Origin of the sequence: Paenibacillus lentus, from assembly GCF_042714055.1 — a bacterium.
GTDB lineage: Bacteria > Bacillota > Bacilli > Paenibacillales > Paenibacillaceae > Fontibacillus > Fontibacillus lentus_A.
Genome location: NZ_JBHGVC010000015.1, coordinates 47118 through 73306 on the forward strand (window position 1 = coordinate 47118; position 26189 = coordinate 73306).

The 26189-nt window shown below is 48.5% G+C and carries 23 protein-coding genes and 1 riboswitch; of the genes, 20 read left to right on the top strand and 3 right to left on the bottom strand.

The genetic code is table 11. The annotated features are described in order from the left end of the window. The first annotated feature begins 104 nt into the window (after positions 1-104). The 10 genes from ACE3MQ_RS23775 (at position 105) to ACE3MQ_RS23820 (ending at position 10646) form a co-directional block, all read left to right on the top strand. Positions 105-482, top strand: a complete 378-nt coding sequence (locus tag ACE3MQ_RS23775) for a sensory rhodopsin transducer (RefSeq protein ID WP_379397443.1) — start codon at positions 105-107, stop codon at positions 480-482. A 557-nt stretch (positions 483-1039) separates the two neighbouring features. Then, a complete protein-coding gene (locus ACE3MQ_RS23780) occupies positions 1040-1861 on the top strand; it encodes a LuxR C-terminal-related transcriptional regulator (protein WP_379397445.1) in 822 nt (273 codons plus the stop codon). A 124-nt stretch (positions 1862-1985) separates the two neighbouring features. Next, positions 1986-4190, top strand: coding sequence for a peptidase domain-containing ABC transporter (locus ACE3MQ_RS23785; RefSeq protein WP_379397448.1), 2205 nt, complete (start codon positions 1986-1988; stop codon positions 4188-4190). 69 nt (positions 4191-4259) lie between these two features. Further along, a complete protein-coding gene (locus ACE3MQ_RS23790; protein ID WP_379397450.1) occupies positions 4260-5642 on the top strand; it encodes an HlyD family efflux transporter periplasmic adaptor subunit in 1383 nt (460 codons plus the stop codon). A gap of 29 nt (positions 5643-5671) precedes the next feature. Continuing rightward, the gene (locus tag ACE3MQ_RS23795; RefSeq protein WP_379397452.1) at positions 5672-5959 is read left to right on the top strand and encodes a hypothetical protein; all 288 of its coding nucleotides are present in this window, start codon (positions 5672-5674) and stop codon (positions 5957-5959) included. Positions 5960-6060: 101 nt separating this feature from the next. Continuing rightward, complete coding sequence (locus tag ACE3MQ_RS23800) at positions 6061-7227, top strand: ATP-grasp domain-containing protein (protein WP_379397454.1); 1167 nt, start codon at positions 6061-6063, stop codon at positions 7225-7227. A gap of 307 nt (positions 7228-7534) precedes the next feature. After that, entirely contained in the window at positions 7535-7789 is a 255-nt protein-coding gene (locus ACE3MQ_RS23805) for a hypothetical protein (RefSeq protein WP_379397456.1), read from the top strand. Between the two features lie 135 nt (positions 7790-7924). Then, complete coding sequence (locus ACE3MQ_RS23810; RefSeq protein WP_379397458.1) at positions 7925-9088, top strand: M48 family metalloprotease; 1164 nt, start codon at positions 7925-7927, stop codon at positions 9086-9088. Positions 9089-9147: 59 nt separating this feature from the next. Beyond that, positions 9148-9621: a GyrI-like domain-containing protein gene (locus tag ACE3MQ_RS23815; RefSeq protein ID WP_379397460.1), complete on the top strand. Its 474-nt coding sequence runs from the start codon at positions 9148-9150 to the stop codon at positions 9619-9621. A gap of 200 nt (positions 9622-9821) precedes the next feature. After that, positions 9822-10646 (top strand): Cof-type HAD-IIB family hydrolase, encoded by an 825-nt coding sequence (locus tag ACE3MQ_RS23820; RefSeq protein ID WP_379397555.1) that lies wholly within the window; start codon positions 9822-9824, stop codon positions 10644-10646. 75 nt (positions 10647-10721) lie between these two features. On the opposite strand, the gene ACE3MQ_RS23825 is transcribed toward ACE3MQ_RS23820, so the two are convergent. The 3 genes from ACE3MQ_RS23825 to ACE3MQ_RS23835 all read right to left on the bottom strand — a co-directional run bounded on the left by ACE3MQ_RS23825 (position 10722) and on the right by ACE3MQ_RS23835 (position 16415). Continuing rightward, complete coding sequence (locus ACE3MQ_RS23825) at positions 10722-11747, bottom strand: LacI family DNA-binding transcriptional regulator (RefSeq protein WP_379397462.1); 1026 nt, start codon at positions 11745-11747, stop codon at positions 10722-10724. A gap of 117 nt (positions 11748-11864) precedes the next feature. Beyond that, entirely contained in the window at positions 11865-14945 is a 3081-nt protein-coding gene (gene ebgA, locus ACE3MQ_RS23830) for a beta-galactosidase subunit alpha (protein WP_379397464.1), read from the bottom strand. 15 nt (positions 14946-14960) lie between these two features. Further along, the gene (locus tag ACE3MQ_RS23835) at positions 14961-16415 is read right to left on the bottom strand and encodes an amino acid permease (protein ID WP_379397466.1); all 1455 of its coding nucleotides are present in this window, start codon (positions 16413-16415) and stop codon (positions 14961-14963) included. 328 nt (positions 16416-16743) lie between these two features. On the opposite strand from ACE3MQ_RS23835, the gene ACE3MQ_RS23840 reads away from it, so the two are divergent. The 10 genes from ACE3MQ_RS23840 (at position 16744) to deoD (ending at position 26174) form a co-directional block, all read left to right on the top strand. Then, entirely contained in the window at positions 16744-17142 is a 399-nt protein-coding gene (locus tag ACE3MQ_RS23840; protein WP_379397468.1) for a hypothetical protein, read from the top strand. A gap of 131 nt (positions 17143-17273) precedes the next feature. Further along, positions 17274-17438, top strand: coding sequence for a hypothetical protein (locus ACE3MQ_RS23845; RefSeq protein ID WP_379397470.1), 165 nt, complete (start codon positions 17274-17276; stop codon positions 17436-17438). Then, entirely contained in the window at positions 17420-17833 is a 414-nt protein-coding gene (locus ACE3MQ_RS23850) for an ankyrin repeat domain-containing protein (RefSeq protein ID WP_379397472.1), read from the top strand. Before ACE3MQ_RS23845 ends, ACE3MQ_RS23850 begins: the two co-directional genes overlap by 19 nt. A gap of 154 nt (positions 17834-17987) precedes the next feature. Next, positions 17988-18135, top strand: a riboswitch (cyclic di-AMP (ydaO/yuaA leader). 133 nt (positions 18136-18268) lie between these two features. Further along, entirely contained in the window at positions 18269-19450 is a 1182-nt protein-coding gene (locus ACE3MQ_RS23855; RefSeq protein ID WP_379397474.1) for a KamA family radical SAM protein, read from the top strand. A 208-nt stretch (positions 19451-19658) separates the two neighbouring features. Continuing rightward, entirely contained in the window at positions 19659-20810 is a 1152-nt protein-coding gene (locus ACE3MQ_RS23860) for a winged helix-turn-helix domain-containing protein (RefSeq protein WP_379397476.1), read from the top strand. A gap of 91 nt (positions 20811-20901) precedes the next feature. Then, positions 20902-22200, top strand: coding sequence for an MFS transporter (locus ACE3MQ_RS23865; protein WP_379397478.1), 1299 nt, complete (start codon positions 20902-20904; stop codon positions 22198-22200). Positions 22201-22264: 64 nt separating this feature from the next. Further along, on the top strand, positions 22265-23200 hold the full coding sequence (locus ACE3MQ_RS23870; protein WP_379397480.1) for a sugar-binding transcriptional regulator: 936 nt from the start codon (positions 22265-22267) through the stop codon (positions 23198-23200). A gap of 254 nt (positions 23201-23454) precedes the next feature. Then, the gene (deoC, locus tag ACE3MQ_RS23875; RefSeq protein WP_379397482.1) at positions 23455-24120 is read left to right on the top strand and encodes a deoxyribose-phosphate aldolase; all 666 of its coding nucleotides are present in this window, start codon (positions 23455-23457) and stop codon (positions 24118-24120) included. A 138-nt stretch (positions 24121-24258) separates the two neighbouring features. Beyond that, on the top strand, positions 24259-25440 hold the full coding sequence (gene deoB, locus ACE3MQ_RS23880) for a phosphopentomutase (protein WP_379397484.1): 1182 nt from the start codon (positions 24259-24261) through the stop codon (positions 25438-25440). A 26-nt stretch (positions 25441-25466) separates the two neighbouring features. Further along, complete coding sequence (deoD, locus tag ACE3MQ_RS23885) at positions 25467-26174, top strand: purine-nucleoside phosphorylase (RefSeq protein ID WP_379397486.1); 708 nt, start codon at positions 25467-25469, stop codon at positions 26172-26174. Positions 26175-26189 lie beyond the last annotated feature (15 nt).

The following is a 26189-nucleotide window of genomic DNA, read 5'->3' on the forward strand; positions in this document are numbered from 1 at the left end:
GAATAGCCATGCCTGACTTGCTTGGATAGGATGCTTGTTAGATCAAGTCCTGCTGGGATGAACAACTGTCTGTTAGCGATCACATGAAAGGAGGACTCGCATATATGGGAGTTCAAGCAAAAGGACATCGCTTCTGGGTCATTCCCGACGGCTATATTCCGCCGGACAGCCGGGGAGAGCTGGTCAGCCACGAAAGTATTTGCGTGCTCAATTGCGGAGAGACGCCGGCGAAGCTGAGCATCACCGTCTATTATGAAGATCGTGATCCTTTGGAGGGCTTCGAGGAAATCGTGGAAGGACGGCGAACGAAGCATATTCGTACGTCTTCTTTAGAGAGCGGCGGACAGCGGATTCCTGCCGGAGTGCCTTATGCGCTGACCGTGGAAAGCGACGTTCCCGTTATCATTCAATACAGCCGGCTCGACACGACGCAGCCGGAGCTGGCGCTCATGAGCGTTATGGCGCATCCGCTAGGGGAATAGCTACGTTACCATTTTAGCAGAATAGACCTTCCGGGTGCTCCTGTGCTCGCTTTTGAATCCATATAATTAGCTGCATTGTTGTATTTAAATGAGGAATCTATCGATAGACGAACAATTAGATGGATTCCTTGCAGTTAAAAAGTAACATCAAGGGTGATTTAGGGGAAAAGAGATGTTTTAGATACACAAAATCCAACTAATTCTCGAAATTGCCCCCAAGTACTAAAAATAGATACACGAAATCCAGCTAAAATTGAACCGAACCTAACAAAATCCAGATAAAGGCATCCAAAGCAAACCAACTCCCGCTAAATTCAACCAAATTCCAGCAAACCAGACGAAATTTCCCAAAATCCAACCTACAACTAATAGGTTTAGCGAATCGAATCGATTTTAATTGACGCCGCAAGGCGTTTTTTTTTGTAATCCCGCTTCTTGCTAGAAAGTATAAACATAGAACTAAATTATAATAATACTTAATTTCCCAATATAGTTAAAAGGTTATTTTTTAAATATATTATGGTAAAATAATTTTAAAATACGAAAGGGGAGATATTTTGAAAAGTGTCTTTAATTGCCAAGCTGCGTTATCGGACGGTCATTGGGTCTATTTGAAAGATATCAATCAGAAGATGATACAGCAATGGAACTGCTCTTTTTCGTTAAGCGGTCATCATGCCTACATGGATCAACTGAAGTGTGTTCCACTAGATGAACTAAATCAAAGATTAGAGATTCATAAGGAAATGATGTCCGTTGTTGAAGAAGAGTTTGAAGCGCTTAGCCGTTTTTTGATCAGACCGTTTATTTTTTTATTAACGGATGCGGAAGGCGTGACGCTTAGTTTGAACGGTCCTGAGAATGTGATAGCTATGCTGAATGATCAAAGTGTCAGAGCAGGCAGCTTATTTGATATGAAGCATGCGGGGATCAATGCGGTATCCGTGGCGATGGAGACTAATAGTATGGCGGTCATACGGGGGGAAGAGCATCATTTGAAGCTATTCGCGGGTTGGTCTTGTATATGTGCTCCCATCCATATTAATGGCGAGATTAAAGGATATTTGGATATGTCTTTATCCATCAACGAGGACATTACGTATATAGTTCCACTGCTGCAGCAATTTATCGACCGGGTTAAGGGGAGGTGGCCGGATCCCGAGCTAAGGAGGCAAGCGATATACCATGCTTTCGATAAATGCGGGCTGACGAAGCGCGAGAAGGAGATCGGCTACCTATGGATGCATAATCATTCGGTGGATAAGATTGCCAAGATGCTGTACATTGCTCCCGGGACGGTAAAGAATACGTTGAAAAATGTCTATAAAAAATCCAATGTGAGCGATAAAGGAGAGTTCATCATCAAATTTCACCCGTAGTACAACAGATATCATCTCTAAATATCCCTTAAGGGACATTTACATGGCATAGGCACTAAATGGTATAATTTAGGTGAATACGCCAATCATCTACACCACTAAATTGCGGATGGGACGATTGCGAATGATATTTTTCAACAAATACCACTGCATGAAGCAATTTGACATTAAAGATTGCGGGGCGGCTTGTCTAGCTACCATTTCCAAGCAGTATGGATTGAAGATTCCGATATCCAAGATACGGGAAGTAGCCGGAACGGACAAGCGAGGAACGAATGTCTACGGAGTCATTAAAGCCGCAGAGAGCCTAGGGTTTACAGCCAAAGGGGTAAAGGCATCGGAGGAATCCCTTTTTGAACCGTTTCCCTTGCCGGCAATCGCTCATGTCATTATTGATCAAACCCTGCTGCATTACGTAGTTATACATAAAATCACAAAGAAGGAACTCATCATTGCCGATCCGGCAAAGGGAATCGTGAAGTATACGCCTGAGGATTTTTTAAAGATTTGGACGGGCGTTCTTATTCTTATGGTTCCAGCGCCTGCCTTTCAAAAGGGGGATGAAACGAAAGGATTATTTCCCCGATTTTTTAGTCTATTAATCCCTCAACGCAAGCTTATCTTCAGTTTATTCATGGCCTCTATTCTCTATACGATACTAGGGATTCTCGGAGCATTTTACTTTAAATTTTTACTGGATGAAATTTTACCCCACGGCTTGGATAAAACCCTGCACATGATATCCATCGGCGTCATTACATTAACTCTATTCAAAATTTTGTTAAGCGCTTTCCGCAATCATTTACTGCTCTATTTGAGCCAAAAGCTGGATATATCCTTAATTCTCGGTTATTACCAGCACGTGTTGAAGCTGCCGATGAATTTCTTCGGCACCCGCAAGACAGGGGAGATTATTTCCAGGCTGATGGATGCCTCTAAAGTAAGGGATGCAATATCAGGGGCAACCTTGACGATCATGATCGATGTCATCATGGTGCTGATGGGCGGATTTATATTGTACTCCCAGAGTCCATTTCTGTTCGGGGTAACAAGCACGATGGTTCCCTTGTATATCTTGCTTGTATGGGCGTTCCATAAGCCGTTCGAACGGATGAACCGCAAACTAATGGAGGATAATGCCCAACTGAATTCCTATTTGGTGGAATCGATTAATGGCATCGAGACGGTCAAGGCTTACAATGCAGAACAAAAGGCGAATTTCGAGACAGAGAAGAAGTTTGTTGTTTTGCTGCGGAGCGTATTCCGCTTCGGTTTTTTCAATAATGTACAAGCTTCGTTAAAGGGCATGGTTCAGGCAATCGGGGGAATCGTCATTTTATGGGCCGGAGCGTATCAGGTGATTCGCGGGAATCTGTCCATGGGTCAGTTGATTACCTTCAACGCGTTGCTCGCCTATTTTCTGGAGCCCATCCAAAATTTGATCAACCTGCAGCCGATGGTTCAGACAGCGGTTGTTGCTGCAGATCGCCTCGGGGAAATATTGGATCTCGAACCGGAGAAGGAAGAGGATGAGGAACGGAAAATCAATCCGGCCTCCTTAAAAGGGCAAATCAAGCTGCAGAACCTGGATTTTCGATACGGAACAAGGCAGCTTGTTCTAAAAAACGTGAATCTGACCATCTCGCCCGGGGAGAAAATTGCGTTCGTCGGTGAGAGTGGTTCAGGCAAAACGACGCTGATTCAACTGCTCATGCGGTTCTATGTCCCGGAGAAGGGCGATATTCTAATCAACGACAACAATCTTAAGGACATTAACATGGATACGCTTCGCGAGAAAATTGCTTATATTACACAGGACACATTTTTCTTTAGCGGTACGATACGGGAGAACCTGTGCCTTGGCATAGATGACGAGACGGATTTAGAGCAGATTGTAGAAGCAGCAAAGATCGCCAAGGCGCATGATTTTATAAACGAGATGCCGTTAAGGTATAACACGACTTTGGAGGAGGATGCATCCAACTTATCCGGCGGGCAGAAGCAGCGTCTCGCTATTGCGAGAGCAATCTTAAAGCAGCCTGATATTCTCATTATGGATGAAGCGACGAGTAATTTGGATTCGACGACAGAGAAGGCCATTTCGGAAACCATACATAATTTGCAGGATGTGACTACGATCATTATCGCCCACCGATTAAGTACGATTATGCGATGCAACCGTATTTTTGTCATGGATCATGGTGAAATCATTGAAGTCGGAACACACGCGGAGCTCATGGGCCGGCGGGGAAGATACTACGAGCTGTGGAAGGATCAGATTCCTGAAGGGATGCAGGAGCAAGACGTCCTGGAGCCGATTAGCAATTAAGGCAGTTATGTTGGATTGATGGACAGTTATCCTATCGTGAGCACAACCCAGGGAAGTAGGTAGGACAATATGAGAGCAGTCATTCGAGATATGGGGGAAATCACCGATAGCCGAGAAATAATGGAAGCGAAGACGAATCCTTTTATTTCGATATTTATCGGTTTTCTAGCGGCCATTTTAGCTATCGGTCTGATCTGGGCCTCGGTGAGCAAGATTGATATCGTTGTCAAAGCAAGCGGCGTCGTACGTCCAAACGAGAAAGTGAGCCGAATTCAAAACAAGGCGACAGGCACGGTGGAAAGCGTTCATTATGCGGCAGGACAGAAGGTGAAGGCTGGAGATACTTTATATACGCTTCATAAGGATCAGATTGAAGCGGACAAGCTGGCTGTGGAGCAGGATTTGAAAGAAGCTAAAGGGCAATTGGAGGAGCTTGTTCAGTTTAGGCAGCAAATACTTGTCGGCAAAACGCTGGAAGATCAAGGTGCCGCTGAACGGCCGATTCAAATGAGGAATTTGCTGGAGGGCCATTCTACAAAGCAAAAATTACACGTTGAATTGATTCGGCTGACCGGCCAGATCGAGCTAGCCGAAGAGAAGCAAAGTCATCTGCAGCTGCTGAAGCAATCCATTGCTGTAGGCTCAAATTTACTGCCTCAGGATACGGAATACTATTATAAGTTCCAAGACTATCAAATAAAAAAGGAACGATATGCATTGCAGGAGGAAACGGCTACCGAGGTATACAAAATGACGGTTCGGGAAGACGGGGATGGCAGCTCGGCCCGGCAGAAACTGGAGGAAGTGCAGCTGCAGGCTAGCGATTATGTCAATGGGTTCGAATTGGAGCTGACTACGGCGATGAATGAGACCCATCAGTTGTTAACCAAATTGAAGCAGGATATGGATGTGCTTCATTTACAGCTCGTCGAATCCATCGAAGCTCAGGAGGAGCGCGTAAGGAGCCTGGAGGAACGCTCGCAGAATCTTGACTTTGCTCTGAGAGACTATGTAATTACCGCTCCGATCGATGGCACCGTAAACGTGACTACCGATATCAATGCAGGAGACTTACTGCAGACGGGGACGGAATTGCTTACGATCCTCCCGGAGAACGATTCCGAATTTATGGTGAAGCTGGCCCTTTCCAACCGGGACGTAGCGAATATTAAAGTGGGCGATACGATCAAATATAATTTCATTGCCCTGCCGTCCAAGGATTATGGAACTCTGCAAGGTACGGTGCGATCCATTAGCGGGGATACGGTGATCCATCAGCAGGATGGTTACAGCTACTATGCCGTCGAGGCCGATATCCAGAGCAGACCGCTCAAGAGCAAAAAAGGAGAGGAGGCCTACATCAAGACAGGGATGACGGCCGAAGCACAAATCATTACGAGCAGCGAGACGGTTCTTCAATATATTTTGAAAAAGTTAGATCTGAGGGAGTAATTCCTGTAACGGGAAAGGAGGTGAAAATAATGAAAATCAAACTCGATGCATTGCAAAGAGATTCTATCAGCTCTCATTTTAATGTCGAAATTAATGCCGTTGAAATTTCTCCAGAAGAAATGCAGCATATCGATGGCGGTAGTTTGAGCTTGGATCGCTCGAGCATTATCACATTGGCTGTAGGCGAGGATAGCGGTCCGATTATGACGACGATGGCGCTTGGCGAGGAAGGCGGCGGTGGGCCGATCTTCACTACGCTGGCCATTGGCGAAGAAGGCGGCGCAACTACGCTGGCTATTGGCGAAGAGTGTTTCTAATGCTTAGCAACAAAGGGGTAATTGTCATTATGACATTACCCTTTTGTATTTATATTCGGTCATATGTTTATGCATAGTAGCCATTGAAAAGGAGGTTAATTATGCCAGTCTTTGTAATTAATCCGATGAACGATGTTCATTGCCGCCATATGGTAATGAAGCTGAAAGAGCTGGGAATCGAATATAAGGAGCTTGGCTCACCGGAATTGAATGATTATGCGGCCATAAATGGGGAATTGATCTATAACGGGGAGCCATTGCAGAAGATTCGCTCCGCTTATTTCAGAAGCATCATGACACACAATCCGAAACAGCTTGCTAGAGGGGATGCGGCCGAACGGTACAATAATCAAGTCCAGTTTACCGCGCAAGTGGAGAGCGTAAAGGCATGGCTGCATGCGCTCCATGAGGAAGGGGCCCGAATCATTAATGCACCGAGCAACTCCTCCAAATACTATCAGTTAAACACCCTTCATCAAATCGGTATCCCTATGCCAAGGACGTGCATTACATCGAACCCCGATATCGCCCGCAGTTTTATATCGGAAGTTAAGCGTGCGGTTTGCAAGCCGCTTCCCGGAGGCAGTTACTGCAGAAAGGTGACTCCGGAGCTGATCGAGCAGCTTGAGGCTATCACCCATGAGCCTACGATTTTTCAGGAGGAAATTCCGGGTGATGACATTCGCGTCAATATGCTGGCGGGAAAAGTGATTTCTGCGCACAAAATTATTAAATCCAATCCGGACATTTTGGACTATCGAACCGACCCGGAATATCATTCTGGGGAAGTGCAGTATGAAAGCGTTGATCTGCCTGAGCAAGTAGTCCGGTTCTGTGCCAGAGCCATGGAGCAGCTAGGTCTCCGCTTCAGCGGCATCGACCTTAGAAGAACGCCTGACGGCGAATTCGTAATGATTGAGTGCAATAGCATGCCGGCCTTTCTTGATATTGAGCTGAAGACAGGGGCGCCGATTACCGCTCATTTGATTCAAGATTTACAGAAGGCCCCGCTCATTGAACGTCCCTCATCTTACTCGGGAACCGGTGCCTATTCAAGAAAGAAAGGCACAGAAAACATCGCCTCCTTGTTCAATTATTATGACGTCATGAGCAATTGGAGCAAGCAGGCACGCAAGCTGAAGGATCGCATAATCGTCGATTTGAATGAGGAGCAAAAGGTGCAAATGCTGGAGCAGACCGGCTCTCCTAAAGCGCAGATGGAGCTGGAAATCCAAGAGGGGAAGGTCAAAGTACTGCGAGTCTGGTAAAGTTCCGATCCGCTAGATGGATTCGATTTTATGAATCTACGGCAAAATAGCCCTCAAGGGATATTTACTTTATTTGGGATATTATAAATAATATAGATAATAAGGAAACCAATCAGAAAGAGGTAAATACCATGACAGGTATTATTATCTTCTCATTTATTATAGGTTTTGCTGCCGTCTTTATTTATAGCTTGGTTGTCAAAAGAAGAAATAAGGGCGAGAAGTAATCGGGGTGTACTTTAGTTAACATTTACATATATGGAACAGCTCTAAAACTAAAGTAAATATAATTAAAGGAGGAGAAATTATGGATTCTGTTATGCAATTGAATGGCTTCAGTGAACTGTCCCTCAATGAAATGATGTCGATCGATGGTGGTGCGGATTTCAGTTGGAAAGACTTGGGTAAATCAGTTGTCGGTGGTGCTGCAAGTGGTGCGATCGGCGGCGGTGCAGCTGGTGCTATGGCTGGCGGAGTTGGAGCTGGACCAGGAGCACTCGTAGGCGGAGCCGCAGGAGCTGTTGGCGGAGCTGCAGCTTATCTCCTTACTTACTGGTGGTAATATGTAATTGACAGTTCATAAGGCAGCCTTTTGGACAAGCCTTAGTTCATTGTCAGAGAAGAATTCAGTCGGGCATTCCAGCTCGGCTGAAATTCTTCTTTCTTGAGTTATAAGGCAGGTTAATGGAGTGATGACATGATCGCAGCAAAGATAATTCTATCCATCCTCATTTATTTATTCAATGCAGCGATTGCCGTGCTTATCGGCAATAGTACGATAAATAATTATAAGAGAACGGCCTCTAGGGAGCAGGCATTGTATTTTTTCGAGAAAATAAGAGTATTTCATTACATATATTACATGGTTTCTATGGTGGCGGTTATGATGCTGCTGACCAGTTTTTTGCCTAAGACGAGATTGAATTATGCTCTCATAGCGACGCTGCCCTTTGTGTATTTGATATTCAGTACGATCCTGAGTCAGGTTATATACCATCGGGTGAACAGAATCGTTCGTGATGTCGGGAATTCCATGCGGGAAGAGCTGGCTGCTTCAATCAAAACCAGCGTACTTATGTATTTGCCGGCGCTGGTTATTTTACCACTCAGATTTCAGTGGATCACGATGGATTTGAGCGGCTTCATGCCCAGCCTTTTCATATTAATAGGAATTGCTGCTTATAACCTGGCGTATCCGTATCTGCTCCAATTTTCCTTATCGGCCAAGCCTTTGAAAGAGAAAGCGAAGAAAGCGGAAATCGAGAGGTTTCTGAACTGGCACAACATGAAGCGGGTGCAGGTATTTGAATGGCCGACAACAAACAGCAAAGTGGCGAATGCGATCGTTTGCGGGCTAATCCATAAGCGGGTATTCATAGGCAGCTATTTACTGGAGAATCTTTCGGCAGATGAAATGAATGCCATCCTGGCTCATGAGATCGGCCATATCAGAAGGTTCCATCTATGGATTAAAGCCGTGTTGTTCGTAGCGGCGATTCCTTTGTTTTTAGGTTTGACGTCGATGATGGATCGGTTGGAAGGTAGTGGTTTTCATATACCGATACCTGCCGGAGTAGTTTTTATTTTGGCTCTATTGCTCGGCTACCTATGGTTCATAGGCTCATATGTATCCAGGAAGCTTGAGAGAGACGCGGACGAATATGTGCTTAGGATGGGAGTTCCGGCAGCTGTATTCATTAGGGCTTTAACTAAATTGGCAGAATTGAATCATTCCATGTTATCCATTCACAAATTCATGGAGAAGCTTCAGACACATCCTTCATTTGAGCATCGGATTCAGTGGATTCAGAATGCTGCGAAGCACAATTATGGAACGAAAGACCGGACGATTCCCAAATAAGAAAAACGTCTAGCGACGTAATAAACTCTATTATCTAAAATACCTTGGAGGTGTCTAAAATGGAACAGACCATTCAAATTGAAACAGGCAAGAGTATCAGGTTCGATCATGTAGCTTCGTTTCGCAAAAAAATAAAGCAATCCGAAGTGGACAGGGAGCTGGGCCAATTCGTAGCCATTTTACAAGGCAGTGGAGCAAGGAGAAGCGGGCCTATGATATCCGCTACTTTTGGGGTGGAGAACGGCCAGGAGGAGCAAGTTTTGGATATTGAGTTTATGTTTCCGATCGATCGCCAAATCGATTTGCCTGAACCATACAAATTCAAGCCCGTATTTCAACTGGTAGACGCCATACACACTAGATATGCAGGAAATCTCCAAGGCCTGGATCGGGTATTTTTGGAGCTCGTGAACTACATCAATCAGAACCAAATGATCCAGGTCTCTGCCGGTTATAAGGTTTCCGCCCAGCCCCCGGCCGGGGAGGAAGCATGCTTCGATGTGTATATTGCTGTGAATCAGTCTATTTTGTAGCTGATAGAGTTACGCAGTGCGTTAGTTCATTTAGAAAGAATACTGCCCCTTAGTCCGTTTGAATACGGTCTGGGGGCAGTTTTTGTTTTTAGCGAAGTAATGCCGAAAGCCGACAGAGATGGTATGCTATGTATAGTGTAATACTGAGTGGCTAACTTTTATAGCTTCACAGGCAGAATGAGTGGAAGGGACGTAGAATGATGAACTATAAAATGATCGTGCTAGATTTGGATGATACGCTGCTTCGGGATGACCATACGATTTCGCCGCGCACGAAGAAGGCATTGATGGACGCGCAGGAGGCGGGGATCAAAGTAGTACTGGCCTCAGGGCGCCCGACCTTTGCGATGACGCATATAGCTAAGGAGCTGGAGCTTGAAAAATACGGAAGCTTCATTCTATCTTTTAATGGGGCTAAAATTACAAATTGTGCAACCGAAGAGATTTTGTTCAGCAGTACTTTGACGCCGGAAACGGTGCATGAGCTGTACGAAATCAGCAAGCAAGAGGGCGTCTGGATTCATACTTACGTCGGCGATGATATCGTCACGCCAGCCTGCAATAAGTATACCGATATCGAAGGTGAAATTACGGGGATGCCGATTGTCGAGGCCGCGAATTTTGTTGAAGCCATTCAGGAGCCTGTCGTGAAGGTATTAATGGTAGACGATCCTGAGAAGTTGATTGCTTTAGAGGGCAAATTACAGCCACAGCTCGAAGGAGAACTTAACGTCGTTCGTTCCAAGCCATATTTCCTAGAGTTTACGGAGTCGGGCGTAGATAAAGGGACAAGCCTGCATCATCTCATTCAGAAGCTAGGCATTAAGCAGGAAGAGGTCATTGCGATAGGCGACAGCTACAATGACCAAGCTATGATTGAATTTGCCGGGCTTGGGGTAGCTATGGGGAATGCGCCGGACGATATTAAGGCCATTGCAGACCATGTGACCGATACGAACATGGAAGACGGCGTAGCAAAAGTCGTTGAAACGTATATGCTTAATCAAGCTGCGCCAACCGTATAAATTGGAGGACGGAATGATAAGAGCGCTGACACCACGTCAGCGCTCTTTGTCGATATGCCTTAGTATAACTTACTTCTATTTCTCCAGGGCGGCGCAGCAGCTTTCACGTACGATTAATTCCGTCGGAATGATGACCTTCTTGGCGATCGTCCGCTTCTTTTGAATGCGTTCAAGCAGCAGATCCAACGCCGTCTCCCCCATAAACTCGCTGTATAGCTTGACCGTGGTCAGGGAAGGGGTCATGAATTGGGCAACCGTAATGTCATTAAAGCCGATGATACTGATATCCTCGGGTACCCGGAGACCCTGCTCCTGAATGGCGCGGAAGGCTCCAATGGCCATAGAATCGTTGGCCGCGATGACTGCGGTCAGCTCCGTACCCGAAGAGAGGAGCTCCTTCATCATATGGTATCCGTCTTCCGCAGAGAATTTGCCGATCTTAACAAGCTTGGGATTGTAGAGATTCGATCTGCGCATCCACAGCTCATAGGCATCCTCCCGTCTGTCCAGGACAGACTCTCCGTTCAGCTCGTCCCGTCCGCCGAGATAGGCGATCTTCGTATGGTTCAGCCCGCGCAAGTACTCCAGAATTTGCTCCACCGCTTCATATAAATCGACCATCACGATATCAAAGCGTTTGTCCCAAAGGATGGGATCTATAAATACAATATTAGGCGTAGTTTCGCTGATCCGTGTAATCTCCTCCTGGCTGATGGGGCCTACGACGATCATGCCAGCGATCGCTTTGGACGAGAACATTTGCTGGTCTTCGAAGCCTTCAATGACCTGCACCTGATAATCCCGGGCCGCTTCCTCGATGGCGAGCCGCATCGCCAAATAGTAGGGATCGTTCAACTCCTCGCTTTTGGAGAAGGTCATGAAAATGCCGATGCGCATTTTTTTCTGCGACGGCTTGGCGGAAGAGGGGGGATCGGCCTGCTCCGGCTTACGTACTTTTTTATATTCTAATTCCTCGGTTATTTTCAGGATGCGTCTTCTTGTTTTGTCCGTGATCTTTAGCGTTTGATCGAAGTTCAATACCCTGGAGACCGTGGAAATCGAGACGTTTGCCCGCTCAGCGATATCCTTCAGTGTGGCCATTTCTTCTGTATCACTCCAATATGAGAGATGTTTCATCTATTGTACTTTTAATTTTAGTAAAAATAAAGTAAAAATGCGAATGCAAAAGCCGGCTATCATGAGATAGCCGGCTCATTGTCATTTTTCCGTAGTCAGGAGCGTTTCTTTCGCTTTCTGAATGTCGGAAATTTCTTTATTCGAATAGACGGATAGCTTCAGCTTCATGCGGAACGGCTCGAATTTGCAGCGGTACTTCTCGAGCTGGTTCTGGCCGCAGGAGTTGGTGCCCAGCGCGTTTTGCTTGTAGTCGAGATTCAGCACGATATAATCCCGCGGCTTCAGGTCGATCGTATGCTTCGCTAAATCGAGATCCTCTACCTCGTAATACGTCGCGCTGAAGTCCATGGACGGATAAGCCACAGCCATGAGGCCGACGCCGTAGCGGTCGGTCAGGCGTACCCAGCGGCTGTCCGTATGGTTGCCGTTCTCCTGAGGATACACGTAGTTCGTGAACATGCCCTCGACGGTCTGCTCGTAAACGCCGAACAGGGCTGCCTGTTTGGAGTCGGCATACGATTCGCCAGGGCCTCGTCCGTACCATTTGCCATACTCGCAATTTTTGTTGATATTCAGCTTTACGCCGATCCGCGGCAGCATGTCCGGTGCATTGTGTGTGTATCCGCTCGGTTCGCCGCTGACTTCAAACAGGATGTCCCCGTTAGGATAGATGCGGTAATCATAGGCGGAACGGTAATACCAGGAGGAGTTCGTCGTTCCATTCATCGTCTGGACGCGGAAATGAACGTGATCGGCATGCTGCTCATAGGTAAGGTCCTCCACGACTTCGTGCATCAGGTGCATGAAATACTTCTTCTTATAATCCTGCACGATCTCCATATCGTTATCGATCGCGGCCCGCCAAAATTGCAGCTGTGGCCCTTGCTCCACCACCGTGACGCCATGACGCGTCCATGACTTCATTTGCCCGGTCACCGTATCGAAGATCACCTCGAACTCCGTGCCTTGCACGACAAGCTCGGAGTGCTTCTCGATCATTTCCAGCTCGCCCTCGGGAATAATGTAGTGCGGCTCCGATTCCAAAGGCAGCTTGAATTGCGCGGTAGCGAGCTCATGCCCTTGTGGTGCCCAAATGGTATCTCGGTTTAAGGTATACGAAATATTCAGATAATAATCCGTACCCGGTTCGGGCTCGAAATCCAGCGTATAGCCAAGCTCGATATCCCTGCTGGATCTGGCTTCGACGGCCGAAATGTCGGCGCGTCCCGTCCGGATGACATCGTCGTCCTTGCAGATGGAGTAGGTTAAATCCAAATGGGCCAGGGAGGCGAAATCATATTTGTTCTCGCAGCGGACGATTCCTTGGCGAAGGTCTGCCTCGTAAGTTAGCACAGGCTCGATGACCTTCTTGTATTCGAGCAGTCCCGGCGAAGGCGTGCGATCCGGCATAATCAGGCCGTCGATGCAGAAGTTGCCGTTCGTCGGATCATCGCCGAAATCGCCGCCGTAGCGGTAATATACTCGGCCGTCCTCGGTGACCGTCTTGATTCCGTGATCGAACCATTCCCATACGAAGCCGCCTTGCAGCTTATCATGGGCGTAGAACAGCTCCTGGTAATCGCTGAGGTTGCCGGGCCCGTTGCCCATCGCATGGGCATATTCGCAGAGAATATGCGGCTTTTGCGAGGTCTCGATAATTTGCGCCATCGTTTTCTTCGTCGGATGCTCCAGCCACGAATACATGGTGGAATATACGTCCGTGACTTCGGCCTCGAAGTCCCCTTCATAATGTACCAGCCGGGTAGGGTCTAATTCTCTGGAACGGCTCGCCATAGCTCTGAAATTGTGGCCGAAGCCGGATTCATTGCCGAGAGACCACATAATAATGGACGGGTGGTTCTTGTCCCGGTGGATCATTCGCTCCAGGCGCTCGACGTACGACAGCTCCCAAGCCGGGTCGTCGGATATCCAGTCGTAGTTGCCGGTCAGCTCAAAGCCATGGCATTCCAGATCGGTCTCATCGATGACGTACATGCCGTATTCGTCACAGAGGTCATACAAATATGTCGAGTTCGGATAATGAGCCGTACGGATTGCGTTAATGTTGTGCTGCTTCATCAGGCGGATGTCCTGAATGATTTCCTCCCGGGAAACGACGCGCCCGGTAACCGGATTATAATCGTGGCGGTTGACGCCTTTAAACTTGATGGCCACGCCGTTGACCGTAAACGTATCGCCTTTCAGATCGATTTTCCGAAAGCCGACCTTTTGCGGAATGACTTCGATCACGTCGTCCCCGTCTTTGAGCGTCAGCAGCAAAGTATAGAGTGCGGGGGTTTCCGCTGTCCAGAGTCGCGGACTTTCGACAGCCTCCGTAATTTGCACGGCTTGCTCTGCGGATACACTGCCGCTCAATACCTCCTTGCGCGCTTCATCCAGCAGCTCATAGGACAGCGCAAGTCCAGGGCGGGCGTGGCGAATTTTTGCCGTAATTTGCAGCTCGGCCGCCGTGTAATCCGCATTCAAATCCGTCACGACCGTAAAGTCGTCGATGCCGGTTAAAGGCTGCGTATACAGATCCACATCACGGAAAATCCCACTCAGCCACCACATATCCTGATCCTCTAAATACGTGCCGTCCGACCATTGGTATACGCGTACGGTGAGCTCGTTGCTGCCGGCCTGTACAACATCGGTAACATCGAATTCCGCAAGCAGGCGGGCGCCTTTGCTAAACCCGACCTCCTGGCCGTTGACCCAGACATGGTAAGCCGAATCCACGCCATGGAAGCGCAGAATCACCTGCTGATTCTCCAGCCAATCCTGGCCTATAGTAAAATTGCGCTTGTACAGGCCTGTGGGATTGTTCGTCGGCACATACGGCGGGTTGATCGGGAAGTTGTACCAAAGATCCGAATAATGCATTTTGCCGTAGCCTTCCAGCTGCCAGTTGCTCGGAACCGTGATATTATCCCACCCCATGCAATCATAGGACGGCTGCTCAAAGCCTGCCGGCGAATATTCCGGAGCCTCAAGGAACAGGAACTTCCAGGCTCCATTCAAGCTCTTGAAATGATGAGTATAGGAAGGCTCGTTATACAAAGCCTTTTGTTTCGTCGGATAGGAACGGAAAAACGCGCGCGGCTCCATTCTATTCTGATGGGCTATCGCAATATTTTCCCAAATTTTCATTTTACGCATGATAGTTTCCTCCTCTTAGTCCTTCTTAAGCGTGTTTTTCTCGTAACGATTCCAGCAAATCCAGGCAAAGCCCATGAATACGACTACTCCAAGCACGTTATAGAGCAATGTAAATACGGGATTGGCCTCCCCGTCAGGTAAAGGTTTACCTGCAAAATAATTCATAAGCAGAGCAGGCTCCGGAATGGAAGCGATGACAAAAGCGACGATAAATAAAGCCAGCAGCATGACACCGATCGCCAGTCCCGTATTGCGGCTGCCCAGCTTGAAGGAACGCGGCATGTCATCCTTTTTGTAGCGGAGTGCAATGTAAGCAATGATGAAGAACAGAACGGGCAGTAGGGAAGTCGCCGCAGTCATGTTGATCAGAATGCGCAGGAACGTATCGATCGAACCGATCCCCATGCCCGGGATGAGCAGCAGAATCGTTACGATGACCGCTTGCAGCAGCAGTGCGTTTACCGGGTTGCCGTTCTCATCGGTTTTGCTGACCTTTTCCCCGAAAATTTGCTTCGGAATTTCCGAGAACAACACTTTAACCGGAGCCGCCGTCCATAAAACGATCGAACCCAGAGTCGCTAGCAGCATAACAAGCCCTACGATATATGGAGCATATTCAGCAAATCCGTACACTTGTCCAAGAATGATGAAAGCGTCGAATAGGCCTGTCGAGTAATTGTTCTGCAGCATTTCCGACGGGACGATCAGACCTACGGCAATACAGCCAAGGGAGTAAATGACGCCGATAAACAAGGAGGCCCAGATCATTGTGCGAACGAATACTCTGTTTCCGCCCTCCACGTTTTTGATATAGACTCCGATGCTTTCGGCACCGCCGACAGCCATCAAAATCCAAGCGAAGGTGGAGAAGTAGATCCAGTCGAATTTTGGTGTTAGGTTCTGCATCGTGAATTCCTGGGCGACGGGCTGTTTGAAAATGAGAACGGCACCGAAGGCCAGCAGGATGAAGATAAGGCCGATGAACAAGCGAGCCATCCCGGAAATGTTCGTTACTTTCGAAATCCAGCCGACCCCTTTGGTCGAGATGAACGTGGAGCCCCAGAAGATTGCAATGGAGATCAACGAAATATAGAGAGTGGCGTTGTTCCCCTCAAAGACGTTATGTCCGGTAAAAGCATAAGAGGCATAAATCAGCGCCTGTGGAATAACGGATACGAAGTAGAACAGGTTAACGAAAAAATAGGAAAACGCCCCGAGAAACGCCCATTTCGGGCCAAGGGAACTCTCGATCCAGCTGTGAATGCCAGATTCGCGATCATCGTTCGCCGAGGAAAACTCGCCGATCATCAAGGCAAAAGGCAAGAAGTAAAACATGGTGGCAAAAAGAAATGACGGAATCGAGGCCAAGCCAATACTGATACTGTTGTTGATGATGGTATTGAAGGCAAACACTGCGGTAAAGGTCATGAGAAGCAGTGCAAAGGGCTTCAATTTGGTGCGGGTGCTCATCAGAAATCCTCCTTTGGTTGGAATCGCTTACACCTGAATTTTACCACTGTTTTTACTAAAGTCAATATGTTTTACTTGATGATTTTACTGAATAAACTGTGGGAATATAGTTAATCCAACATTATTTTTAGTAAAATTAAATTTATTTTACCTTGTTGGTAAAGCTCATAAAATCTCGAAAACTGTCGCTTAATGAGCTTGCAATTCATTGATCTAGTATTGACCGTTCAAGAGCATTGTTAGTGCTGGGCCAGTTTTGATAAATCATTGACTTCGCGAAAATGAATTTGTATGATTCACATCAATAATGACAGCAGGGGGAGGGCTCATGAGCAGGAAATTTATGATGGGGCGGTTCAAGCAAGTTACGTTTAAGAATCGGATTATCGCCATATTTTTGATCAGCAGCTTGATTCCGTTCATATGTCTTGGTTTTATATCCTTCTACACGATCAATTCGATTCTCGGCAACAAGGTGGAAGCGGCGCTGCAGAACAACCTCAACCAGGAGCTGATTGTTCTTGAGAATACGCTGAATAATATCAACCACGTCTCGCAGCAGCTGGCTTTTGGAGGAGGAACGAATAAGCTCCTCGAAGAACTGCTTCATGAGAAAGAGTCCTACAATCAGATACAGCTCCGCAACGATATCAAAGCAGAATTGAATGTCATTTCTTTTTCCAACCCCAATGTGGGCTTGATAACGGGAACTGTAAATCGATTTTAATTGGCTCGTTGCGGACTAGGTATATCCCCCTCTATTGACAATGAGAATCATTATCAATAGAATGAAGTTGACGATTATTGAGAATGGTTATCAATTAATCGTTATTAATGACTCGAGTGGAGGAATTGAAGATGAGCAAAACTTCATTGGTATATATATCGGCGCTTTTGATGATTAGTATGGCAGTGTGCCGGAGAGAGGCGGAGCAGCAAGAGGGGATCCATAGGCAGGAACCCGGAGCGAGAGGTACGGATAGAGCAGGCAAGGAAGGTTACATATGCCGAGAGGGCCATTAAGCCATGAATTGGTGCGGGAGTTTATTGTTGCTGCGCATGGTGACTATGAAGAGGTTAAAAGGCTGCTGACAAAGGAGCCTGCACTCATTCATGCGGTAATCGACTGGGGAAGCGGTGACTGGGAGAGTGCTCTGGGGGCAGCGGCTCATACCGGGAATTATAACATTGCAAGATTACTGTTGGAGCACGGAGCACGAATGGATATTTTCGCCGCGGCTATGCTTGGAGAACTTAACGTGGTGAAGGCGATCGTCGAAAATCATCCACAGGAAGTCTATGCAAAAGGGCCGCACGGAATATCACTAATTCGTCATGCGGAGGTCGGCGGTAATACTTCCATTTTCGTATATGAGTATTTAAGTGCACTGTTATCGAGGGAGGTGGTCGGAAAATGATGGTGATGATGAAATCCGTCAATAATCTCAATATGCAATCACTGCAAGATGAACATAAAAATAAACAATTAATTCCAAATAATGAGAAATATTAAATATAAACAACTCTCTTGATTAGGGCCCTAAGGTTGACAATCCCGGCTGTACACCTTATCATTAACACACGCTTAGTTTCTCGGTAAGAGCCGAGAAAGCGGGGGAACCAGTTTAATTGTGGGGCGAATCACTCATTCATATGAGATGTAGGGTACCATCTTACCCGAGTCCGTCAGCTAACCTCGTCAGCAGTGGATGGGTCTGTTATAAGATCATTTATTACGTCTCTTTAGACCCTTTTTAGGGTCTATTTTTGTCTTCTGACCCTTGCTGGCGAAGCTGTGCTTAGACCCCCGACCCGGGTCTTTTTTTGTTGATTACTAGGAAGGAGGATGTACAATGACAAAGGCGAGGTATATTACGAATCTTGACAGACTTACGATGATCCCCGAAGAGGAGCGGGAACGTTTGAAACCGATTACGGAGAAATTCGTATTTCGGGTTAACGATTACTATTTGAAGCTGATCGACTGGAATGATCCGAATGATCCGATTCGCAAGCTGGTTATTCCGAATGAAGGGGAACTGGAGGAGTATGGACGCTGGGATGCTTCCGACGAGGATACCAACTATGTTGTTCCCGGGTGCCAGCACAAATACACGACCACTGCGCTTCTAATCGTATCGGAGGTGTGTGGTGCATATTGCCGCTATTGCTTCCGCAAACGCTTGTTCCGTAACGATGTGAAGGAGGCCATGTCCGATGTGCAGCCGGGCATTGATTACATTGCCAAACAACCTGAAATTAACAACGTTCTGCTGACTGGCGGGGACAGCCTGATTCTTGCCACGGAGAAGCTGCGGGGAATCCTTGAGAAGCTACGTGAAATTGAGCACGTTAAAATCATTCGGCTGGGCTCGAAAATCCCCGTATTCAACCCAATGCGGATATACGAGGATGAGGAACTGCTGGACGTGATCCGTACTTACTCCACGCCGGAGCAGCGCATTTACGTTATGGCTCATATTAACCATCCGCGCGAGATTACTCCTGAAGCCAGACGGGGCTTCCAGGCTCTGCATGAAGCTGGGGCGATTGTGGTGAACCAAACGCCAGTGTTAAAAGGCATTAACGATGACCCTGTTGTGCTTGGCGAGCTGCTCGATAAACTCTCTTGGGCGGGGGTAACGCCGTATTACTTTTTCGTGAACAGGCCGGTCGCTGGGAACCGGGATTTTGTTCTTACTCTGGAGGAGGTTTATCGGATCGTCGAAGAAGCAAAGGCGAGAACATCCGGCCTTGGAAAACGAGTCAGACTGTCAATGAGCCATACATCGGGCAAAATCGAAATTTTGGCGATCGAAAATGGCAAGGCCTATTTGAAATACCATCAGTCCCGCGACGGGAATTACGGCAAAATGATGATTCTTGATTGCCCTAAGGATGCGGCCTGGTTCGATGACCTTCCCGGCAACGAGGCGCATTGGGAGCAGCCGGAGAAGAAGACAGATGAAGTCGTCTCCGTGAACGAAATGCCGGATCTTCCTCAGAAGCGAAAACGTACACCAGCCGTTCTATAGCATATAGCATATCTTACTAACGTTGGGCACCTAACATTTAACATCCAATAAGCAGAAAAGACGATCCCCTGGAGGGCAGCTTGGAGAAATCTCCGGCTTGCCGCCTTCAGGGGATTTTGCTTTGTTCTATGGATTATATTTTTCAGATGGTGCCGGATGGATTATTATAAATCTAATACAACATCATCTTCATGGAGAAGGAGTAATTATGGGGCGACTGACATTCGATCCTGTCGGCTACAAAGTAATATGGGGCATGGAGAGCATAGAGCTGCTGGCCAAGGAATTTGCGCTGCTGCAATTTCTGTATCATCATCGGGATCGGGCATTTACGCGCGATCAGCTCCTGGATCAGGTGTGGCCCATGGAGTTTCCGGTGGAGCGAACGGTGGATGATCATATTTATCGTCTTAGGAAGAAGCTGTCTTCATGGGCTCATATTCAGATCAATACGGTGCGGGGATACGGTTACAGCTTAACCGTCAGGGAGTCAATATCCGTAATGAATCCATCGGTAGGGGATCGCGAGGTCAACTCCTCGGTGAGGGACATATTCAAGAAATATCATCTGTACGGGCAAGGTAAATCGATGCTGGCCTTGGCCACGCAGCAGGACATTCTTGGCTTCGAAATGGATCCATTTTACAATATTTATTTGAAGTTTATTCAGGGGGATATCGCCTGGTTTCTCGAAACCGAGGAGGTTCCGCTGCAAAATCGGTTGTTTTGGCTGCTCATTTTATACCGCGGGACAAACCCGGAGCCGGAGCAGGTGTTGGACTATCTCAGCCAGACTATTGCTCGTCGTCTTCTTTCGCCGGAGGAGCATCGCGAAGTGAGCATTCTTAACATTCTTGAAGTCTATGCAGATGCCGGTCTGGCGATGGAGGCCATGAAGCGGTTCGGGAAGACGAGGGAGACGGTTCGAAGTGAGGGTCTTACAGGCTTCGTCATGCCAGTAGCGATTATGGAAATGTACGTCTGCGTGCTGGCAGGACAGCTGGAGGAAGCGGCTAAGGTATCTGAACGCCTGACCGAATTGCTTAAAGAAACGCCATATTTGCGAGAGATCGGCCGTTATCAAATCGTTCAAGGATTGTTGTGCTTAGCTCATGGTCGGGAGAGCGAAGCAGAGCGGCTTTTTGATGAAGGGCTGGATGTACTGAATATGTCGCTGAACGTCCCGCTGCGGATCATTTCCATGTGCCAAATTATGAGATATATCGAACGAAATTATCCCTCTCCTGAAATGGAGCGTAAATATGCCTCGATATATAAAACCCTGGATCAAGAGTATGGGTTATCCAAGCATAGAAAGGATATGGAAGCCGTTATTAATGAAGCGCTCTCGATGTCATAGCTTGTGGTTCACTTCAGCAACTGTCTGATATTCCTCTGACAATCGTCAGATAGGATATGGATATCTAGTGATGTGAAAGGAACTATAACCTATGACGCGAAATGAACGCTCCTCCTTGTTATCGATACGTGGTTTCAAAAATATGTTTACTGCTTATGCACTCGCATCCTTTGGCGATTGGTTCGACGCGCTGGCTATTCAGGTGCTTGTCGCTTATCGCTGGGGCGTAAACCCGCTGATGCTTGCCCTCATTCCCGTGATGATGGCGCTTCCAGCGGTGGTTTTTGGCTCCTTCGCCGGTACGATTGCGGATCGAGTGCGCAAAGCGCGGCTGATGCTGGTATGCGACCTGATCACCGCAGGTCTGACGCTGTGCATTCTGGCTGCGCCCAATATGGCGTGGCTTCTGCCGCTGCTGGCACTAAGAGCCGCTTGTGGCGTATTTCACGTACCTGCCCAGCAAGCGTTGACCCGTCAAATTGTGCCTGCGAATTTGCTGTTCCAAGCGACCTCCTTCAACGGATTGGTCAATCAGTCCTCCAAGGTAGCAGGCCCGCTGCTTGGCGCTATGACCCTGACTGCGTTATCGCCCCAGGCATGCATTATTCTCAACACGGCGGCACGGCTGCTCTCTGCGGCATTGCTGTTCCCGCTGCGCCAGCTTCCGGTCTCCAACCAGGCTGAGGAATCCATAGAATCCATGGGTTCCGGGCATAGCGCTAAAGACTCATTCCTGCGGAATTGGCGAGAAGGCTGGCTGTACCTTTTTCAAGCCAAAAAAGTGCTCTATACGATGGCCTTCGGCTTTGTCGGCTTGACCGCCCTGCTAATGATCGATTACCAGTTCCCGACGCTGCTCCGTTCGATTGATCCAACCAATGAATCGCTCATCGGCTGGTTAGTGTCCGCCATTGGAGCCGGCGCAGTAGCGGTGCTTATCGTGTTGAATCGACTGAATCGGATCGGCTACGGCTGGGGGCTGGGCGGAGGCTATGTTCTCATTGGGGCGGGTATCGCTCTTCTAGGGCTGTGTCCGCCGGGAGCCGGAGTGGCACTGCTTCTCGGACTGGGCATTATGATTGGCATCGGAAACGGCATGTACATGGTCACGCAAAATTTCATACTGCAAAAAGAAACCTCCGAGCATATGATTGGCCGTGTGTTTGGCATTCAGAATACGATCATCAGCTTAGTGATGCTGGCCGCCCCCCTGATTGGAGGAGTTCTTATCACGGCGATCGAGGCAGGCAGGGCTTTTATGTTTATCGGCGTGATTACCGCGCTAATTGGATTGGCAGGCATTATGTTTCGATCAGCCATATGGGGCGCTCCGGCGCCAATACAAGATGTTGCTGCGGTTGCTGGCGAGAGTGCTGGCAAGGCACTATAATGGTGTGAAGACCTATAACGAACCGCTAGGGAACGTTCAATAATGATAAAAGTGGGATGTACACATGGAAAATGACAAGCGGCGCCTGAGTATCGAGGCGGCAAGACTGTACTATATTTCGGACTATAGCCAGCAGGAGATTGCGGACCGGCTCGGCGTGTCGCGGCCTACGGTATCCCGCTTGCTTCAGCATGCGAAGGAGCAGGGATACGTACGCATCAACATCGTCGACCCTCTGGAGGATTTGCATACGCTAGCTGAACGGGTCAAAGCCAAATACGAAATAGACACGGTGCTGGTCTGCCATTCTCCCCAGAACGAAATTGAGGAAATTCAGGAGCATATCAGCAGAAAGGCTGCCGATTATCTATATGAAACTGTAAAGGATGCGGACATTATCGGCGTAACCTGGGGGACGACCATGCATAAAGTGGCACTCCATTTGCGGCATAAGCAGGTGCGGGGCGTAGAGGTGGTGCAGCTTAAAGGAGGCGTCAGCCACTCGCGTACAAATACCTATGCCGCAGAGACGGTACACTTATTTGCGGAGGCGTACGGTACCATCGCCCGCTATTTGCCGCTGCCCGTCATCTTTGACAGCATCCATCTCAAGCAAATGGTCGAAGAGGATCGGCATATCCAGCGCATTATCCAGCTGGGGAAGCAGGCGAATATCGCCGTTTACACAGTGGGAACTGTTCAGGAGGATGCTCTTCTGTTCAAGCTGGGGTACTTCAGCGACGTGGAGCAGAGGCTGCTTCAGCGGCAGGGCGCAGGTGATATTTGCTCACGCTTTTTTGACGCGGCGGGGAATATTGTCAGCAAGGACATTAACCATCGTACCGTAGGCATTGATCTGCCCGATTTGCGCCGGAAGGAGAAGTCGATTCTTGTTGCAGGCGGGCAGCGCAAGCTCGCTGCCATTCGGGCCGCATTGATCGGCAAATATCCGAATATCCTGGTGACCGATCAGTTTACGGCACAAGCTTTGCTAGAGTAGGATGCCCTCGATATGGCGCTCAGCCGAATATTTGTTGATGGAACATACAACAAGAGGATGGATGGATAAGCGGTTCTGTGTCTGCATAATTTTTGGATATCGGCTCAAAATGAAGGCGATGTCACACGTTGGGTTGAACATAATTTCAATGATTAATATACATATGTTCAACCAGGTGTTAAGATGATGTTAAGGCAGTTTGGGGTGCATCATTTTAACCATCAATACAAACGATAGAGGAGGAGCACATAAATATGAGTATAGCCGGAATGATCGACCATACGCTGCTGCGGTCGGACGCAACAAAAGAAGAGATCAAGAAGCTTACGGAGGAGGCGAAGGAGTACCGCTTTGCCTCGGTGTGCGTCAATCCGGCATGGGTAGCCTACGCCGCGGAGCAGCTGGCGGGCAGTGAAGTTAAGGTCTGCACCGTTATCGGCTTTCCGCTTGGCGCTGCAACTTCTAAAGTGAAGGCTTACGAGACGAGCGATGCGATTGGCAGAGGAGCCGCCGAGGTCGATATGGTTATCAATATCGGAGCCCTGAAATCCGGGGATGATGATCTTGTTCTTCGCGATATCCAGGCCGTTGTCGATGCGGCGGCGAGCAAAGCCTTGGTTAAAGTAATTATAGAGACTGCCCTGTTGACGGACGATGAGAAAGTAAGAGCCTGCAAGCTGGCGGTTCAAGCTGGCGCCAATTTTGTAAAAACGTCCACTGGCTTTCAGGGGGGCGGAGCAACGGCCGAGGATGTGGCCCTAATGCGCCGAACCGTAGGCCCGAACGTAGGCGTAAAGGCTTCGGGAGGAGTTCGCAGCCTGGACGACGTAACCAAAATGGTCGAGGCCGGAGCAACACGCATCGGCGCAAGCTCCGGGGTGCAAATTGTGCAGGGCGAGCAGGGCACGAGCTCTTATTAAACAGGCATTGCACTGCAGCAAGCAATGTTCGGCATAGGTAGGCATGTTTTATCTATAGATTACTTTTTACTTCCGTCACGACGGGCCCGACGAGGGCTGCTTTAATATAACATCATAGCGAGAAAGGAAGCAGTGAGCATGGCAAAATTCAATAGAATACACTTGATCGTACTGGATTCCGTCGGAATCGGCGAAGCGCCGGATGCTGTAGAATTCGATGACGCGGGGGCGGATACGCTGGGGCATATCGCAGAGGCATGCGGCGGGCTTAATATGCCGAACATGGCCAAGCTCGGCTTGTCCAACATAGAGCCGATCCAGGGTGTACCCCAGGCGGATAAACCGCTTGCGTATTATACGAAAATGCAAGAAGCTTCGCGAGGCAAAGATACGATGACTGGACATTGGGAAATTATGGGTTTGTATATCGATACTCCGTTTCGCGTATTTCCGGACGGCTTCCCGGATGAACTCATTCATCGCATCGAAGAGAAGACGGGGCGCAAGGTCATCGGCAATAAACCGGCCAGCGGCACCGAGATTATCGACGAGCTGGGCGAAGAGCATATGAAGACCGGCGCGCTGATCGTATACACCTCTGCCGATTCCGTGCTGCAAATCGCCGCCCATGAAGAGGTGGTGCCGCTGAAGGAACTGTATGAAATTTGCGAGTTCTGCCGCGAAATCACATTGGATGATCCTTATATGCTGGGCCGGATCATCGCCCGTCCGTTTGTCGGCGAGCCTGGGAACTTCACGCGGACATCGAACCGGCATGATTATGCCTTGAAGCCGTTTGGCCGGACGACGATGAATGAGCTGAAGGATAGCGGCTTCGACGTCATCGCCCTCGGCAAAATCTCTGATATTTACGATGGGGAAGGGGTAACCAAGGCGGTGCGCACTGTATCCAATGCCGACGGCATGGACAAATTGGTCGAGACGCTGAAGACGCCGTTCAACGGGCTTTCCTTCCTGAACCTGGTCGATTTCGATGCGGTCTTCGGTCATCGGCGCAACCCGAAGGGCTATGGACAGGCGCTTGAAGAATACGATGCCCGCTTGCCGGAGGTGTTTGAGCTGCTGCACGACGACGATCTGTTAATCATTACAGCCGATCACGGCAACGACCCGACGTATAAGGGGACGGATCATACGCGCGAATACGTGCCGCTGCTGGTGTATTCAAAATCTTTTGCCGGGGAAGGAAAAGAGCTGCCGCTTCGTAAAACCTTCGCGGATATCGGGGCTACCGTAGCGGATAACTTCGGCGTGAAAATGCCGGAGCATGGGGTAAGCTTTTTGGCGGATTTGAAATAAAATTCAAACGTTGAGGAGGAAGCCAGATGAGCGTACACATTGGAGCAAAGCAGGGAGACGTTGCAGACACGATTCTGCTGCCGGGCGACCCGCTGCGGGCGAAGTATATTGCAGAAACCTATTTAAGCGACGTAACTTGCTATAACGAGGTGCGGGGGATGCTGGGCTTTACAGGCACGTATCAAGGCAAGCGCGTGTCCGTGCAAGGCACCGGAATGGGTATTCCGTCGATTGGGATTTATGTTCATGAGCTGATCAGCGAATATGGCGTCAAAAATTTGATGCGCGTCGGCACATGCGGGGCGATGCAGGAGCATGTCCGCGTACGGGAGGTTATCCTTGCCCAGGCTTCGTGTACGGACTCCAGCATCAACCGTCACAACTTTGGCGGCTATGATTACTCGCCGATCGCCAGCTTCCAGCTGCTTAAGACGGCTTATGAGCGCGGGCTGGCCAAAGGGCTGAACATGCATGTCGGCAATGTATTTACCTCCGATGTATTCTACCGCGAAGACAAATCGGTCGTCCAGAAGCTGATGGATCATGGGGTGCTCGGTGTGGAGATGGAGACGACTGCCCTCTATACTCTTGCTGCCAAGTTCGGGGTGAACGCATTGACGATACTTACCGTAAGCGATCATCTCATCACTGGAGAAGAAACCACGGCCGAAGAGCGCCAAACGACCTTCCATGACATGATGGAGGTTGCGCTGGAGACAGCTATTTCATTGTAACCTTCGATAAGTGGA

Bases quoted from the DNA above. Each gene is read 5' to 3' on its own strand.
- ACE3MQ_RS23775 (WP_379397443.1), top strand. From the start codon at position 105: ATGGGAGTTCAAGCAAAAGGACATCGCTTCTGGGTCATTCCCGACGGC.
- ACE3MQ_RS23785 (WP_379397448.1), top strand. From the start codon at position 1,986: ATGATATTTTTCAACAAATACCACTGCATGAAGCAATTTGACATTAAA.
- ACE3MQ_RS23790 (WP_379397450.1), top strand. From the start codon at position 4,260: ATGAGAGCAGTCATTCGAGATATGGGGGAAATCACCGATAGCCGAGAA.
- ACE3MQ_RS23795 (WP_379397452.1), top strand. From the start codon at position 5,672: ATGAAAATCAAACTCGATGCATTGCAAAGAGATTCTATCAGCTCTCAT.
- ACE3MQ_RS23800 (WP_379397454.1), top strand. From the start codon at position 6,061: ATGCCAGTCTTTGTAATTAATCCGATGAACGATGTTCATTGCCGCCAT.
- ACE3MQ_RS23805 (WP_379397456.1), top strand. From the start codon at position 7,535: ATGGATTCTGTTATGCAATTGAATGGCTTCAGTGAACTGTCCCTCAAT.
- ACE3MQ_RS23810 (WP_379397458.1), top strand. From the start codon at position 7,925: ATGATCGCAGCAAAGATAATTCTATCCATCCTCATTTATTTATTCAAT.
- ACE3MQ_RS23815 (WP_379397460.1), top strand. From the start codon at position 9,148: ATGGAACAGACCATTCAAATTGAAACAGGCAAGAGTATCAGGTTCGAT.
- ACE3MQ_RS23820 (WP_379397555.1), top strand. From the start codon at position 9,822: ATGAACTATAAAATGATCGTGCTAGATTTGGATGATACGCTGCTTCGG.
- ACE3MQ_RS23825 (WP_379397462.1), bottom strand. From the start codon at position 11,747: ATGGCCACACTGAAGGATATCGCTGAGCGGGCAAACGTCTCGATTTCC.
- ebgA (WP_379397464.1), bottom strand. From the start codon at position 14,945: ATGCGTAAAATGAAAATTTGGGAAAATATTGCGATAGCCCATCAGAAT.
- ACE3MQ_RS23835 (WP_379397466.1), bottom strand. From the start codon at position 16,415: ATGAGCACCCGCACCAAATTGAAGCCCTTTGCACTGCTTCTCATGACC.
- ACE3MQ_RS23840 (WP_379397468.1), top strand. From the start codon at position 16,744: ATGAGCAGGAAATTTATGATGGGGCGGTTCAAGCAAGTTACGTTTAAG.
- ACE3MQ_RS23845 (WP_379397470.1), top strand. From the start codon at position 17,274: ATGAGCAAAACTTCATTGGTATATATATCGGCGCTTTTGATGATTAGT.
- ACE3MQ_RS23850 (WP_379397472.1), top strand. From the start codon at position 17,420: ATGCCGAGAGGGCCATTAAGCCATGAATTGGTGCGGGAGTTTATTGTT.
- ACE3MQ_RS23855 (WP_379397474.1), top strand. From the start codon at position 18,269: ATGACAAAGGCGAGGTATATTACGAATCTTGACAGACTTACGATGATC.
- ACE3MQ_RS23860 (WP_379397476.1), top strand. From the start codon at position 19,659: ATGGGGCGACTGACATTCGATCCTGTCGGCTACAAAGTAATATGGGGC.
- ACE3MQ_RS23865 (WP_379397478.1), top strand. From the start codon at position 20,902: ATGACGCGAAATGAACGCTCCTCCTTGTTATCGATACGTGGTTTCAAA.
- ACE3MQ_RS23870 (WP_379397480.1), top strand. From the start codon at position 22,265: ATGGAAAATGACAAGCGGCGCCTGAGTATCGAGGCGGCAAGACTGTAC.
- deoC (WP_379397482.1), top strand. From the start codon at position 23,455: ATGAGTATAGCCGGAATGATCGACCATACGCTGCTGCGGTCGGACGCA.
- deoB (WP_379397484.1), top strand. From the start codon at position 24,259: ATGGCAAAATTCAATAGAATACACTTGATCGTACTGGATTCCGTCGGA.
- deoD (WP_379397486.1), top strand. From the start codon at position 25,467: ATGAGCGTACACATTGGAGCAAAGCAGGGAGACGTTGCAGACACGATT.